This is a genomic window from Caulobacter sp. GW821-FHT10C03 (assembly GCF_059415485.1).
Genome location: NZ_JBWKNI010000026.1, coordinates 61,359 through 75,252 on the forward strand (window position 1 = coordinate 61,359; position 13,894 = coordinate 75,252).

Here is a 13,894-nt window from a genome sequence, read left to right on the forward strand (position 1 = left end):
ATGTTTGATCTTGCGCGCACGAACGGGGTCATGTCGCCAGCGCCTATCCGATCTGCGGAATCTCGCTGGGGTGGAGCGGAAGTTTTCAATTCGCCTTTTCGAGAAGCTCGTCCTTCCCCGCCTGCGCGGGGATGCTCGGTGAAGGATGGCGGAGTTCGCCCCTACCGCCCCTCGCCAACCGCCCAGCCGCCGCCCAGGGCCTGATAGAGGGCGATGGCGTTCTGCAGCCGGGCTTCGCGCACCTGGGCGAGGCCGAGGTCGACGGCCAGCAGGCTGCGCTGGGCGTCCAGCTCTTCCAGGTAGGACACATAGCCGGCCCGGTAGCGACGGCGGGCGTGGTCGAGGGCCGAGGCGGCGGCGGCGCGCTGGCGCACGGCGGCCTCTTCCTGCTCGGCCAGGCGGCCGGTCCCCTCCAGGGCGCTCTCGACCTCGCCGAAGGCGGTGAGGGCGGCCTTGCGATAGGCGAAGGCGGCCTGGTCGCGACGAGCCGTGGCCGCGTCGGACTGGGCCCGCAGGCGGCCGCCGTCGAAGATCGGCGCCAGGACGCTGGCCCCCAGGCTCCAGATGGCGATCGAGTCGAGGGGCTCGACATGCAGTCCGCCGCCGGCCGCCGACAGCCGCACCTGGGGCAGGAAGGCGGCGCGGGCGGCGGCCAGGCTGGCGTCGGCGGCGGCCAGGGTCGCCTCGGCCTGGGCGATGTCGGGCCGGCGGGCCAGCAGGGCCGAGGGCAGGGGCGCGGCGGGCTGCGGGATGGCCAGGGTGTCGAGGCCGCCGCGCGTCACCGCGCCGGGGACGTCGCCGACCAGCAGGGTCAGGGCGTTCTCCTGCCGGCGGACGGCCAGCTCCAGGGCCGGGATGCGCTGGACGGCCGACTCCAGCTCGCCTTGCGCCTGGCGCAGTTCGAGGTCGGAGGTGACGCCCTCGCTGGCCCGGCGGCGGGCGCGGGCGGCGGCTTCCTGGCGCGAGGTCAGGGTGGCGCGGGCGGTGGCCAGCTGGGCGTCCAGCGACACGAGGGCGACATAGGAGCGGGCGACGGCGGCGGCCACCGACAGGCGGGCGGCGTCGCGGGCGTCGCGGCTGGCCTGCAGGCTGGCGCGGCCGGCGGCGTCGCTGGCCCGGATGCGGCCCCACAGGTCGACCTCGTAGGCGATCTGGAGCTCGGACTGGACGGCGGTGCTGGTGGTCGCGACGCCGAAGGCGTTGAAGGTGCGCTCCTTCTGCGCGCCGGCCGTCAGGTTGAGCGAGGGCAGCAGGGCGGCGTGGGCCAGGCGGCTCTGGGCCTCGGCTTCGCGCACCCGGGCTTCGGCCGCGCCCAGGTCTGCGTTGCGGGCCAGGGCGGCGGCGACCAGGTCGGACAGGCGCGGGTCGCCGAAGCCCTTCCACCAGTCGGCGGCGATCGCATCGGCGCTGGTCTCGGCGGGGGCGCGCCAGCCGGCGGGCGGGGCGAGGCCCGCTTCAGGCGGCGGCGCAGTCTTCGGACCGGGCGTCGCGCAGGCGGCCAGCAGGCCGGCCAGAGACAGACCCGCGAGGAGAAGGCGGCGCGCCATCAGCGGCGGCCTTTCGTGGCGACGTCGACCTCGGCCTCGACCGACATGCCGGGGCGCAGGCGGGCCAGGTCCGGCTGGCCGGCGTCGAGCACGATCCGCACCGGCAGGCGCTGGGCGATCTTGGTGAAGTTGCCGGTCGCGTTCTGGGCCGGAAGGATGCTGAACTCCGAGCCGGTGGCCGGCGAGACCTGCTCGACCCGGCCGGTGAAGCGCTGGTCGCCCAGGGCGTCGACGGTGACGGCGGCGGTCTGGCCCGGCCGCATGCGGCCCGACTGGCGCTCCTTGAAGTTGGCGATCACCCAGCGCTGCGGCGGCACCAGGGCCACCAGCTGGCTGCCGGCGGTGACGTACTGGCCGCGCCGCACCCCGACCTGGCCCAGCTGGCCGTCGGTGGGGGCGGCGACGATGGTGTTGGCCATGTCGATCTCGGCCAGGCGCAGGGCGGCGCGGGCGGCGGCGACGGCGGCTTCCAGGCCCTGGCGCGAGACGCCGACCGAGCGGACGTCCTGGCGGGCGATCTCGTGACCGGCCTGGGCGGAAGCGAGCGTCGCCTCGGCGGCGCGCAGGGCCGCCCGGGCCTGGTCGCGCTCGCGCAGCGACACCGAGCCGTCGGTGGCCAGGTCGGCGACGCGGGCCATGTCAGCGCGGGCCCGCTCGACCTGGGCCTGGGCCGAGCGGATGTCGGCGGCGCGGCTGAGGACCGTGGCTTCGCGCGAGGCGCGGGCCTGGACGGAGTTGGCCAGATCCGCCTCGCGGGCGGCCAGAGTGGCGCGGGCCTGGTCGAGGCGCTGGGCGTAGATCCGCTGGTCGACCTCGAACAGCGGCTGGCCGGCGCGCACGGTCTGGAAGTCCTGGGCCATGACCTTGACCACGTAGCCGCTGAGCTGGGGGGCGATGGTGGTCACCTGGCCGCGGACATAGGCGTTGTCGGTGCGCTGCACCGAGCCGGCGAAGGGCGGCAGCTTCCACAGGAACAGGATCAGCAGCACGACGACGAGGGTGACCAGGGCCGTCAGCACGATGGCCCGGGCGCTGGGCGGCTTGGGCCGGGCCGGCGGCGGGGCGGCCGCGGCGGCGCGGTCCTCCGGCTGGGGCGCGGACTGGGAAGGGGGCGGCGGCGAGGGCGCGTCGGTCATGCGGTCTCTCGGGCGGGGGCGGACGGGGCGGCCGGCGCCGGCGCGGGCGGCGAGGCCGCCATGCGTCGGGCCAGGAGGAAGAACAAAAAGCCGGCGTAGGCGAACTGCAGCAGGGCGATGAGGCCGACCACCAGGAAGACGTCGTTGAAGGCCAGGACGTTGGCCTGCTGGGTCAGTTGCTGGGTCAGCAGGGCGCTGGCGTCGGCGGCGCGGAAGGCCGGGTCGGCCTGGGTGGGGGCGTAGACCCCGGCATAGGCCTGCAGGGTGGCGGCGACGGTGGGGTCGGTTCCGGTCAGGCGCTCGGCCAGGCCCACGGCGTGCGACTGGGCGCGGACGGTCTGCAGCGTGCCCAGCATCGACGCGCCGAACAGGCCGCCGAGGTTCTGGGCCACGCCGAACATCACCGAGAAGGTGATGATCGAGCCCAGCCCCCGGGTCAGCAGCTGGCCGATGCCGAACATGAAGGACGGGCCCAGGAACATGGCCGCGGCGAAGGCCAGCAGGGCCTGGCTGACGAAGAGGTTGGCCGGCGCGGTCTGGACGGTGGCCTGGGCGTCGAGGAACGAGCCCATGGCGATCAGCAGGATCGAGCCCAGGAACTGCGGCGCCAGGGTCTTCTGGTTTAGGGTCATGGCGCTGGTGACGATGCCGGCCGCCGTGGCCGCCAGCACCACGCCGTAGAGCAGGCGCTGCTGCTCCTGGGCCAGGCCCAGGGCCTGCATCAGACCGGCGGCCCCGACGCTCTGCTCGGACAGGATGACCCGCACCAGGGCGACGTTCAGGCAGAAGCGCAGGAAGGCGCCGGTGGCCACCCAGCGGGTGTCGATCAGCGGGTGGGTGCGGCCGTGCTCGACCAGGGCGCCGGCGACCAGCAGGATGACGGCGGCGGCCAGGCACCAGCCCAGCCAGGGGGCTTCGAACCACCAGACGATGCGGCCCAGGCCCAGCACCGCGACCAGCAGGCCAAGGCCTCCGCCCAGCAGGCCGAAGGTGAGGATGTCCATGCCCTCGAAGACGTGGATGCGCACACCCTGGGGCAGACGGAACAGGGTGACGGCGGCCAGGCACGCGGCGGCCAGGCACGCTTCGAGCGCATAGAGCCCGTGCCAGTAGGCGGCGTCGAGCAGGCCGGTGGAGATCAGCCGGGCCAGCGGCGCGCCCAGCTGCGAGACGCCGACGCCCAGCACCAGCGCGCCCATCCGGAACGAGGCCGGAAAGGCCTGCAGCATGTAGAACATGGCCAGGGCCGTGAGCGCCGCCGCGCCCACCCCGCTGATCGCCCGCAGCAGCAGGGCCATGGCGAAGTTGTCGAGCAGCAGGTGGGCGAAGGCGGTGACGGTGTAGAGCGTCAGGAACACCAGGGCGAACCGGCGGATGCCGAACTGCTGGCGGTACTTCACCAGCAGCAGGTTCATCGAGATGTTGGTCATCACGTAGATGGTGGTCAGCCAGGCCCCCTGGACCGGGCTGAGGCCCAGCGAGCCCTGGATGGCCGGCAGGTTGACCGAGACCAGCGCCGTGCCGAGCGAGCCGGTGATCCCGATCAGCAGGCTGATCAGCCCGTGGATGATGCGGAAGTGGGTCGGGAAGGCGGGCGTAGACGGCGAGCCGGGCATCAGCGGCCGCTCGTGCGGCAGCCAGTCCGGGACCGGTCCGATCTGCTCGCCGTGCTGGGGCATCGCGCGGCCCCGTCAGGCGGAGGGCGACACGGTCAGGCGGCGCGCGCGCGGCGCTGGCGAAGCGATCGGAAACGGAAACGACGTCATCGCGCCCTCATGTCCTGTCCAGCGACGCGACTGTGGGCCGCCTCGCGCGGTCGGTCAAATGCGGCACAGTGGGTTCGGACCCTAGAACCGGCTGGCCAGCCCGATCCGGACCATGCGGCCGAGCGGGTCGCGGTCGTCGCGGCCGTAGCCGGGGGCGGGGCGACCGTCGCCCAGGCGGGCGCGGGGGCGGGCGTCGAGCAGGTTGTCGACGTCGAGCGCGAGGGTGAAGCCGCGGTTGCGGCGCGCGGCGGCGGCGAGGGGGCTGTCGCCGGCCGGGGGCGGGGCGACCTTGCGGTTGACGAGATAGGCGAGCCGGACGTTCACCGTGCCGAAGGCGTCCACCTTCAGGTCGCCGTCGCCGTCCTGGCCGCTCTGGTTGCGGATGCGGTAGGCGCTGCGCCAGGCGCCGCCGGCGTTGAGGCTCCACGGGCCGCGGCGGGCGCTGACGCTGAGGCCGAAGTCCTGGCGCGACAGGCCGCCGCCGTCGCCGGCCAGGCGGTCCATGCTGGGCAGGCCGGCGCGGATCACCGTGGCGTCCTCGAGCCGAACCGTGTGGTTCAGGGAGACCTGCACCGTGCCGCCGCCGCCGCCCGCGAGCTTCGGATCGCCGAGCGGAATGGTGAAGTTGAAGTTCGAGGTCAGCGAACTGGAGGTCGACGAGGCGATGTTGATCGGCCGCTGGTCGATGCTGGTCAGCCGGCCGTCGGCGTCGCGTTGGAAGCGCTCGGGGAAGGCGGCCTCGACGTCGGCGGTGGGCGTGGGCAGCGAGCCGATGCCGTCGGTCGCCTCGCCGCGCTGGTAGTTCACCCCGCCGTTCAGGGACCAGCGGGTGTAGGGGCCGGCCGACGCCGCGACCGTCACGGAGTCGCGCCTGGCCGCCCGCAGGTCGGGATTGCCGCCGGTCAGGGGCGTGATCTCCACCGACTGGCCGGTGCGGAAGTCGAACACCACCGTCGGGCTGCCGTAGAGGGCCGGGGCGAAGCGTTGGTCCTCGGTGGGGACATCGGTGGCCCGCGACCACGCGGTGGAGAGATTCAGCTTGCGGATCGGCGTCCAGAAGAGATTGGCGCCCAGGTTGTCGCCGCGGCCGGCGTCGGCGCGGCGCAGGCCGGCCGACAGCCGCAGGGTGATGTCGCCGAGCTTGGGGCCGCGCCAGTCCTGCGCCAGGGCCGAGCTCAGCAGCGGAACCGACAGCGAGGCGTCCAGGTCCTGGCCGCTGCTGGAAACCGAGCGGTTCAGGGCCTGCCCCTGCGTTTGCGAGCGCGAGACCGTGGCGCGGCCGGAGAGGTCGGTCATCATCGGCCCGGTCGGCAGGGTCAGCAGCGTGCGGTTGGCCCCCAGGATGAGATTGGCCGAGCGGTTGTCGGTCGTCGCGTCGTTGAGGCCTGAGGACTGGGTGCGCGAGAGCAGGCCGGTCAGGGTGGAGCGCACCTGCCAGCCCGCCGCCTGGCCGCCCAGCCCGCCGGTGAGGTTGGCGCTGCGGCTTTCGCTGCGGCTCACCACGGGCGCCCCGCCGGTGTCGGAGGTGAAGCTGCTTTCGCTGGCCTGGAGCATGGCGCGCACCGAGCCGCGCCATTGGCCGACGCCGCCCGTGCGGGCCATGTCGACGCCGACCCGTCGCGACTCCGGGCGCAGGGTGGCCTCGGCGCTGTCGGGGTGGCTTTCCAGATAGTCCGGCCGCTCGCCAGCGCGCAGGGCGGTGTCGGTCGAGACCCGCAGGCCGATGCGGCTGGTGTTGAGGTCCTGGATGCGCGAGCGGCGCAGGTCGCCCGACAGGCTGACGGTTCCGCCGGCGGTCGGTCCCGCGGCGCTGGCCAGGCCGTCGCGGGCGGCGAACGACTTCTGCAGCACGATGTTGACCACCCGGCGGGTGGGATCGCCGCCGACGCCGTAGGCCGTGGCGGCCGAGGGCGGCAGCACCTCGACCCGCACCAGGGCGTCGGGCGGAAAGCCGGTGAAGGCGTCGGCGTCCGACACCCGCTGGCCGTTGACGATGATCACCGGCGCCGGGCCGCCGCCGAAGCGCTTGTTCACCTCGTTTACGACCTGGCTGATGTCGTCGAGGGCCATGGCGTCGATCTGGTCGGGGCCCAGCTCGTACTCGGGCGGCATCAGGGCCGCGCCCCGGCGGGCGGTGACCTCGACGCCGTCCAGCGCGACCGGCGCCTCGTCGGTCGCTTGCGGCCGCGCCGCCTCGGCCTGGGCCTGAGCCTGGGCCGAGACGGCGGGGTCTGCGAGGACGCACAGCAGCCACAGCATCGGCCTAGCGTCCGGCTGCTGGCGACGTGGCGCTCACGGTTACTTGCCCTTGGCAGGGGGCTGGGTCAGGGTCGGGCTGTCGAGATTGAGCTTGTCGATCGGGATGGCGAGCGCCTTGGGCGCGGCGGTCCTGATCGCCTCGCCCATGGCCTTGGCGTCGCCGACGACGATGACGCTGGCCTTGGCCGGGTCGAGCTCGGCCTTCGAGAAGGCCTGGACGTCGCCGGCGCTGACCGCCGAGACCTTGTCGGTATAGGCCTGGATCTCGTTCAGCGGCACGCCGTAGACGGCCAGGCTTCCGAGGATGTCGGCCAGGCCACCGGAGGTGCCCAGATCGCGGCCGAAGTCGCCGATCAGCACCGACTTGCGGGCCTGCAGCTCGGCCGGCGAGGCCGGCTCGGTCCCCAGGCGGGTCAGTTCGCCCTTGATCAGCTCGACCACCTGGCCGGCGGACTCGTTCTTGGTCTGCACCGTGGCCGAGAAGCCGCCCGAGGCCGCGCGCGGGGTCAGGCTGGAGCCGGCGCCGTAGGAGAGGCCGCGCTTGATGCGGATCTCCTGGTTCAGGCGGGCCGAATAGCCGCCGCCCAGCACGCCGTTGGCCACGAGGCCGGCATAGTAGCGGGGATCCGAGCGCAGGATGGCCGGCTTGGCCACGACCACGGCCGCCTGGCCCGTGCCCGGCAGGTCGATGACCACCTCGCGCGGCGTATAGCCCGTCGGGCCGGGGGCGGGCGTCGGCGGCGGACCGGCCGGCTTGGCCCAGCCGCCGAAGGCTTTCTCGGCCAGGGCGAAGCCCTGCTCGGGCGTCAGGTCGCCGGTCAGCACCAGCACCGCGTTGTCGGGACGCCAGTAGGCGGCGTGGGTGCGCACCAGGGCTTCGCGGGTGATCTTCGGCAGCGAGCCCGGCGTGCCGCCGGCCACGTGGCCATAGGCCGAGCCGGCGTAGATCACCGGGGCGACGGCGAAGCCCGCCACGCCGCCGGGACGCTGATAGGTCACCGACAGGCCGTCCAGCGCCTCGGCCCGCACGCGGTCGAGCTCCTCGGCCTTGAAGGCCGGCTTCTCGGCGACGTCGGCCATGATCGCCAGGCCCTCGGCGGCCTTGTCGGAGATGACGCTGAGGGTCAGGGACGAGCTTTCCCAGCCCGAGCCGGCCGAGAGGTCGGCGCCCAGGGCCTCGGTGGCCTGGGCGATCTGCGTCGCCGTGCGGGCGCCGGCGCCTTCGGTCAGCAGCTCGGCGGTCAGGGCCGAGACGCCGGCGAGGCCCTTGGGATCGGCGCTGGAGCCGCCCTTGACGGTGAGGTCGGCGGTGACCAGCGGCAGGTCGCTGGACTTGGCGACGATGACCCGCAGGCCATTGGCCAGCACCTTCTCGACGGGCGTCGGCAGGACCGGCGAGACCGGCTGGCCAGGGGCGGGCGGAGCGATCCGCTCGGCCTCGGGGGCCAGGGTGGTGACCGGGCCGTCATAGCCGACCGAGGCCACCTTGGGCGGGGCGGGGAAGGGATCGGCCTCGCCCTTCGGCTTGGCGCTTTCCGGCAGGTAGCGGATGACGGTGCGGCGGTCGGCGGCGAGATACTTCTTCGCCACCCGCTGGACGTCGGCGGCGGTCACTGCCTGCAGGGCGGAAAGGTCGGTGTTGGCGCGGCCGGCGTCGCCTTCGGTGCGCAGGGCGTAGCCGAGCGCCGAGGCCCGGCCGTCGATGGTCTCGCGCTCGCGCACGGCGCCGGCCAGCAGGCCGGCCTTGGCCTCGGCCAGTTCGGCGGCGGTGGGCGGGGCGTCGCGCAGGCGGGCGACCTGGGCCAGCAGCGAGGCCTCGCCCTGCTGGGCGGTCTTGCCGCCGGCCATGATCGCGCCGACGTAGAACAGGCCCTGCTGGGCGCTGTCGGGCGCGGCCGAGAAGGTCGATTGGGCGATCTTCTGGTCGTAGACCAGGGCGTCGTAGAGCCGCGAGGACTTGCCGGCCGACAGGATGGCGTCGAGCACGGCCAGGGCCGGCACGTCCGGATCGGCGGCCGGCGGGGCCAGCCAGGTGATCGCCACCGCGGGCAGCGGCACGTTGGGGCCGTAGGTGGTGACGGTCTTGGGACCGGCGCGCGGCGGCTCGACCGCGGTGACCGCCTTGATCGGCGCGGCCGGGGTCTTCAGCGGGCCGAAATACTGGTCGATCCAGGCGTCGAGCTGCGCGTCGTCGAAATTGCCGACCACGATCAGCGCGGCGTTGTCGGGCCGGTAATAGGCGGCGTGGAAGGCGCGCACGTCGTCCACCGTGGCCGCGTCCAGCTCCTCGATCGAGCCGATGCCCGGGCGCTGGTAGGGGTGCGCGGAATAGGAGGCGCGCGGGATGTTGATGAAGAAGCGGCCGTAGGGATTGGCCAGCACGCGCTGGCGCAGCTCTTCCTTGACCACGTCGCGCTCGGACTTGAACACCGCCTCGTCGATGACCAGCGAGCCCAGGCGGTCGGCCTCGGCCCACAGCAGGCGCTGCAGGTGGTTGGCCGGCACGACCTCGAAATAGTTGGTGAAGTCGTCGGCGGTGGAGGCGTTGTTGAAGCCGCCCACGTCCTCGGTCAGGCGGTCGAGCATCTCGTTGGGCATGTTGCGCGTCGACTTGAACATCAGGTGTTCGAAGAGGTGCGCGAAGCCCGAGCGGCCGATCGGATCGTCCTTGCTGCCGACGCCGTACCAGACCTGGACCGTGACGTTGGGCGTGGTCACGTCGCGCGAGGCGTAGACCTTCAGGCCGTTGGCCAGGGTACGCTCGCGATAGACGATCGGCGGCACGGCGATCGACGCTTTCGGCGCTGAAGCGGCGGCAGGCTCAGCGGGCGAGGCGGCCTGGGCGGCGGAAATCGGGGTCAGGGCGGTGGTGGCGACGGCCAGGGCCGCGAAGGCGGACACGGCGGCGGGGCGGATCATTCTCGAATACTCCGAAGCTGACCGCCTACGCATAGGCGCCCGAGCGCCCATAGGCAATTTACAGTTGTGTCACTTGTCGCGGTTTCCCTCGCAGGAAGTCAAGAAGCGGGTCGGAACGGCGGTCGCGGAGCTTTCCGGCCGCCTCAGTTGATCGCGGCGGACGGCGGGCTGTAGCCGGCCAGGCGGACCAGCACGCCCTCGGCGTTCTTGCGGTAGTAGCCGCCGGGCGAACTGAGGGCGCCGCCGCAGGCCGGGCAGGGCTTGTTCACGGAGACCTTGCTGCTGAGCAGGTCGAGCACGTCCTGCTTGAGGGTCAGCACGGCGGGGCCGCCGCAGGCCTCGCACTTCAGGGCCAGTCGGGTCGACATCAAACGCTCTCCATCGTCGCCAGCTTGCGGACTGGGGCGCCGCCGGCGGGAGTGGGGGAGGGGGCTCCGGGGGCGCGAGCACTGCAAGAAAACCCCTCGAGATGGCGTGCTCATGACCAAGTCTTGCAGGGATCGGCCGATCCTTGCAGAGAACGCGGTTATCGTAGCTTCGCCGCAAATCCGGGGCCATCGTCTCGCTGCACACGGTCCCTATCGACGCGCTCATACAGGAGACGCGTCATGAAGAGACTGACCTTGATCGCGACCGTGGCGACCGCGCCACTGCTTGCGATCGGCCCCGTGGCGCACGCCGAGAAGACGATCACCAGCGACTCCCGAACGACGCCCGTCGCCACCTCGACGGCCAGCGACGGCACGGCCGACGACGTCAAGATCACGACCGCCGGCGCCATCACCCTGTCGACCTCGGGCGCGATCGTCACGCTCGACAGCAGCAACACCGTCACCAACAACGGCACGCTGAGCTCGGAGGACGTCTCCGACTCCATCGGCATCCTCGTGCTGGGCGGCAACACCGGCACGGTGACCAATGACGGCACGATCTCGCTGACCGAGGACTATTCGGCCACCACGACCTCCAGCATCGTCCACGGCGCCTTCGCCGAAGGCTCGGGCCGGTACGGCATCTATCTGAAGGGAACGGACGCCTTCACCGGCGACGTCACCAACAGCGGCACGATCACCATCGAGGGCAACGACTCCTACGGGATCCTGCTGGAATCCCCGCTGATCGGGAACCTGATCAACAGCGGCTCGATCTCGATCGTCGGCGACGACAGCACCGGCATCAAGATCGCGGGCGGGGTGACGGGCAACGTCACCCAGTCGGGCTCGATCAGCGTGCAGGGCGAGAACTCGGTCGGCCTGTCGGTGGATTCCGCCGTCTCGGGCGCGCTGTCGATCGAGGGCAGCGTCAACGCCACCGGCTATCGCTACACCAGCCGCGCCAGCGCGACCTCGACCCTGGCCAAGATCACCTCCTACGCCGACAACCTGCTGCAGGGCGGCTCGGCCGTGGTGGTCTCGGCCGACGTGGCCGGCGGCATCATCCTGACCGGCTCGGACAGCACCGTCACCGTCGACGGCACCACGACCACCACGGTGACCACCAGCTATTCCTCGACCGGCACGGGGTCGATCTCGGTGCAGGGCGAGGCGCCGGCCCTGCTGATCGGCTCGGACACCCAGGACGTCACCATCGGGGCGGTCGGCACGGACGCCGACGCCTACGCCCTGATCATCAAGGGCTCGATCTCGGCGGCGGGCGTCTATGACGGGGTGACGTCCACGGCCCTGCAGATCGGCGGCGACGCCGGCTACACCACCACCCTGACCGGCGGCATCCGCCTGGACGGCTCGATCTCGGCCTCGTCCTATGAAGCCGACTCGACGGCGATCCACCTGAAGTCCGGGGCCGACGTCGACACGCTGTTCAATCGCGGCACGATCAGCGCCAGTTCCTATTCCTATGCGGAGTCCGGCACGACGGCGACGGCCTACGGCCTGGTCATCGATTCCGGCGCGACGCTCAGCAGCCTCAACAACACCGGCACGATCGCGGTGACCCGCACCGGCGAGAGCGGCGACGCGGTGGCGGTGCTCGACGAGTCGGGCACCCTGACCTCGATCACCAACAGCGGCCACATCTACGCCGCGGTGGTAGCCCCGACCGTGACCACGGCGGGCGACACGGTGACGACCACGGCCACCGGCTCGGCCATCGCCTTCGACCTGACGGCCAACACCACGGGCGTGACCCTGACCCAGACGGCCGCCACCTCGAACAGCGGCTCGGTGGCCGGCACCACCTCGGTGACCCTGACGACGAGCACGGCGACAACGATCACGCCCTACATCTACGGCGACGTGCTGTTCGGCTCGGGCGACGACACCCTCAACATCTACGCCGGCTACCTGATCGGGGCGATGTCGTTCGGCGAGGGCGACGACGTCCTCAACATCGACGGCGGGGCCACCGCCTATGGCGACCTGATCGACCCGGACGGCCTGGGCTCGCTGACCATCGGCGACGGCCGCCTGACGGTGACCAACACCGACACCATCGCGGTCAAGAGCCTGAACCTGGGCTCGGAGTCCGAGCTCTACATCACCGCCAACCCGACGACCGGGGAGAACACCTCGTTCACGGTGGGCACGGCGACGATCGCCAGCGGCGCGACGATCGGCGTGCGCCTGACCAGCCTGCTGACCGAGCCGACCACCTATACGGTGCTGACCGCCGACACCCTGACGGCGGGAACCCTGGCCAGCAGCGTCTCGCAGGCGCCCTATCTCTATGTCGCCAGCGCCTATGCCGAGGATAACAGCGTCTATCTGGACGTGCGCCGCCGCACCGCCGCGGAGGCGGGGATGAGCAGCGGCCAGGCCTCGGCCTATGACGCGGTGTTCGGCGCCCTGGGGGCGGATTCGAGCATCGCCGACGCCTTCCTCGTGCAGTACACGCGCGACGGATTCTACAATCTCTACAACCAGATGCTGCCCGACACCGGGGTAGGGGCGTTCCGCGCCCTGACCTCGATCAACCAGCAGATCGGCGAGGCCACGGCCGACCGGCCCGACGCCGGCGACCGCTATGGTCCCGACAGCGTCTGGGTGCAGGAGGTCAACGCCCTGGTGCGCATCGACGACGGCGACACCCTGGGCTCGGACACCTATGCAGTGGGCTTCGTGGCCGGTTACGAGGCCATGGGCGACGCGGGCGGGGCGCTGGGCGTCACGCTGTCGCTGGTCAACCTGCAGTCCAAGGACACCGCCGCCAAGGTGGGCGAGCAGAACAGCGGCATGTTCGGCCAGACCGGCGTCTACTGGCGTCGCTCGGTCGGCGGCTGGCGGTTCAATCTCGGCGGGGGAGGCGGCGGCGGCCGCTTCAAGGGCCGGAGGGTGTTCATCTCCGAGGACGTCGACAGCGACGGCGAGGCCGACGTCTACCTCAAGAACCGCTCGGCCTGGTACGGCCTGACCGGCTACGCCTTCGGCGGCGTCGCCTACCGCCAGGACTTCGGCAAGGCCTATCTGCGGCCCGAGGCGCGGATGGACTACACCTATCTCTACGAGAGCAAGCAGGAGCAGTACGGCGGCGGCGACGGCTTCGACCAGGTCATCCAGGCGCGCTCGTTCAGCAACCTGTCGGCCAATCTCGGCGTGGCCTACGGCAAGCGCTACGAGAACGCCGACGGGGTGTGGTTCGAGCCGGAGGTGCGGGTCGGCTATCGCCAGACCGTGGCGGGCGACATCGGCGAGACGGTGGCGGCCTTCACCGGCGGGGGCTCCAGCTTCACGATCAGTTCGATCGACAACCGCCAGGGCGCGCTGACGCTCGACTTCGGGGTCAAGGCGGGCTCGGCCCTGTCCTATTTCGCGGTCAAGGGCGGGGTGGAGGCCACGCGCCACCAGAAGGCCTACAAGCTGAGCTTCAGCGGGCGGGCGATGTTCTAGGGGCCGTTCCTGGGTTTCAGGGACGCCCGCGCCGGGTTCGAGAAGGCCTGGGGGGCGATGTTCCCGAGGCAGAATGCATTTAAACCAACGTTACGTGAAAAACCTGTTTGACATCTCCGTAGGGTAGTCTAGATAGCCGCCTCCGCCGCAGCGCAACGCACCGGCGGGGGCCGCTCCCGGGACTTCCGAGGCGGTCTAGGGCTCCGGCCCAGGTCTTTGACATTGTTGATTTGGAAAGAGAAACGCAGGCGGCGGCGCTCTGGCGGTCATCCTTCGGGATGACGCAATAGACGCTGACGAATGCGGTCTCTTGAAGACACCATTTATACGGTGGCTGAGCTTTATGGCTTGGTCATTGTGTGATGGGAACTCGTCAAGAAACTATGCAAACCAGATACGCGACTGAGGTTTTCCCCTCGGTC

The 13,894-nt window shown here is 71.6% G+C and carries 7 protein-coding genes; 1 reads left to right on the forward strand and 6 read right to left on the reverse strand.

Going from position 1 to position 13,894, the window contains the following annotated elements:
* Positions 1-161 precede the first annotated feature (161 nt).
* The 6 genes from AC07NG_RS23320 to AC07NG_RS23345 all read right to left on the reverse strand — a co-directional run bounded on the left by AC07NG_RS23320 (position 162) and on the right by AC07NG_RS23345 (position 9,995).
* Positions 162-1,547: an efflux transporter outer membrane subunit gene (locus AC07NG_RS23320; protein WP_494596664.1), complete on the reverse strand. Its 1,386-nt coding sequence runs from the start codon at positions 1,545-1,547 to the stop codon at positions 162-164.
* Positions 1,547-2,683, reverse strand: coding sequence for an HlyD family secretion protein (locus tag AC07NG_RS23325; protein WP_494596666.1), 1,137 nt, complete (start codon positions 2,681-2,683; stop codon positions 1,547-1,549). Before AC07NG_RS23325 ends, AC07NG_RS23320 begins: the two co-directional genes overlap by 1 nt.
* Positions 2,680-4,362 (reverse strand): MFS transporter, encoded by a 1,683-nt coding sequence (locus AC07NG_RS23330; protein ID WP_492856408.1) that lies wholly within the window; start codon positions 4,360-4,362, stop codon positions 2,680-2,682. Before AC07NG_RS23330 ends, AC07NG_RS23325 begins: the two co-directional genes overlap by 4 nt.
* Before the next feature lie 168 nt (positions 4,363-4,530).
* Positions 4,531-6,708, reverse strand: coding sequence for a porin family protein (locus tag AC07NG_RS23335; RefSeq protein WP_494596668.1), 2,178 nt, complete (start codon positions 6,706-6,708; stop codon positions 4,531-4,533).
* Positions 6,709-6,747: 39 nt separating this feature from the next.
* A complete protein-coding gene (locus tag AC07NG_RS23340) occupies positions 6,748-9,627 on the reverse strand; it encodes a M16 family metallopeptidase (protein WP_494596670.1) in 2,880 nt (959 codons plus the stop codon).
* Positions 9,628-9,770: 143 nt separating this feature from the next.
* Positions 9,771-9,995, reverse strand: a complete 225-nt coding sequence (locus AC07NG_RS23345) for a hypothetical protein (protein ID WP_110133049.1) — start codon at positions 9,993-9,995, stop codon at positions 9,771-9,773.
* A gap of 240 nt (positions 9,996-10,235) precedes the next feature.
* Here AC07NG_RS23345 and AC07NG_RS23350 point away from each other — a divergent pair, with 240 nt between their 5' ends.
* On the forward strand, positions 10,236-13,472 hold the full coding sequence (locus AC07NG_RS23350; RefSeq protein WP_494596672.1) for an autotransporter domain-containing protein: 3,237 nt from the start codon (positions 10,236-10,238) through the stop codon (positions 13,470-13,472).
* The last annotated feature ends 422 nt before the right edge of the window (positions 13,473-13,894 follow it).

Bases quoted from the DNA above. Each gene is read 5' to 3' on its own strand.
- AC07NG_RS23320 (WP_494596664.1), bottom strand. From the start codon at position 1,547: ATGGCGCGCCGCCTTCTCCTCGCGGGTCTGTCTCTGGCCGGCCTGCTG.
- AC07NG_RS23325 (WP_494596666.1), bottom strand. From the start codon at position 2,683: ATGACCGACGCGCCCTCGCCGCCGCCCCCTTCCCAGTCCGCGCCCCAG.
- AC07NG_RS23330 (WP_492856408.1), bottom strand. From the start codon at position 4,362: ATGCCCCAGCACGGCGAGCAGATCGGACCGGTCCCGGACTGGCTGCCG.
- AC07NG_RS23335 (WP_494596668.1), bottom strand. From the start codon at position 6,708: ATGCTGTGGCTGCTGTGCGTCCTCGCAGACCCCGCCGTCTCGGCCCAG.
- AC07NG_RS23340 (WP_494596670.1), bottom strand. From the start codon at position 9,627: ATGATCCGCCCCGCCGCCGTGTCCGCCTTCGCGGCCCTGGCCGTCGCC.
- AC07NG_RS23345 (WP_110133049.1), bottom strand. From the start codon at position 9,995: ATGTCGACCCGACTGGCCCTGAAGTGCGAGGCCTGCGGCGGCCCCGCC.
- AC07NG_RS23350 (WP_494596672.1), top strand. From the start codon at position 10,236: ATGAAGAGACTGACCTTGATCGCGACCGTGGCGACCGCGCCACTGCTT.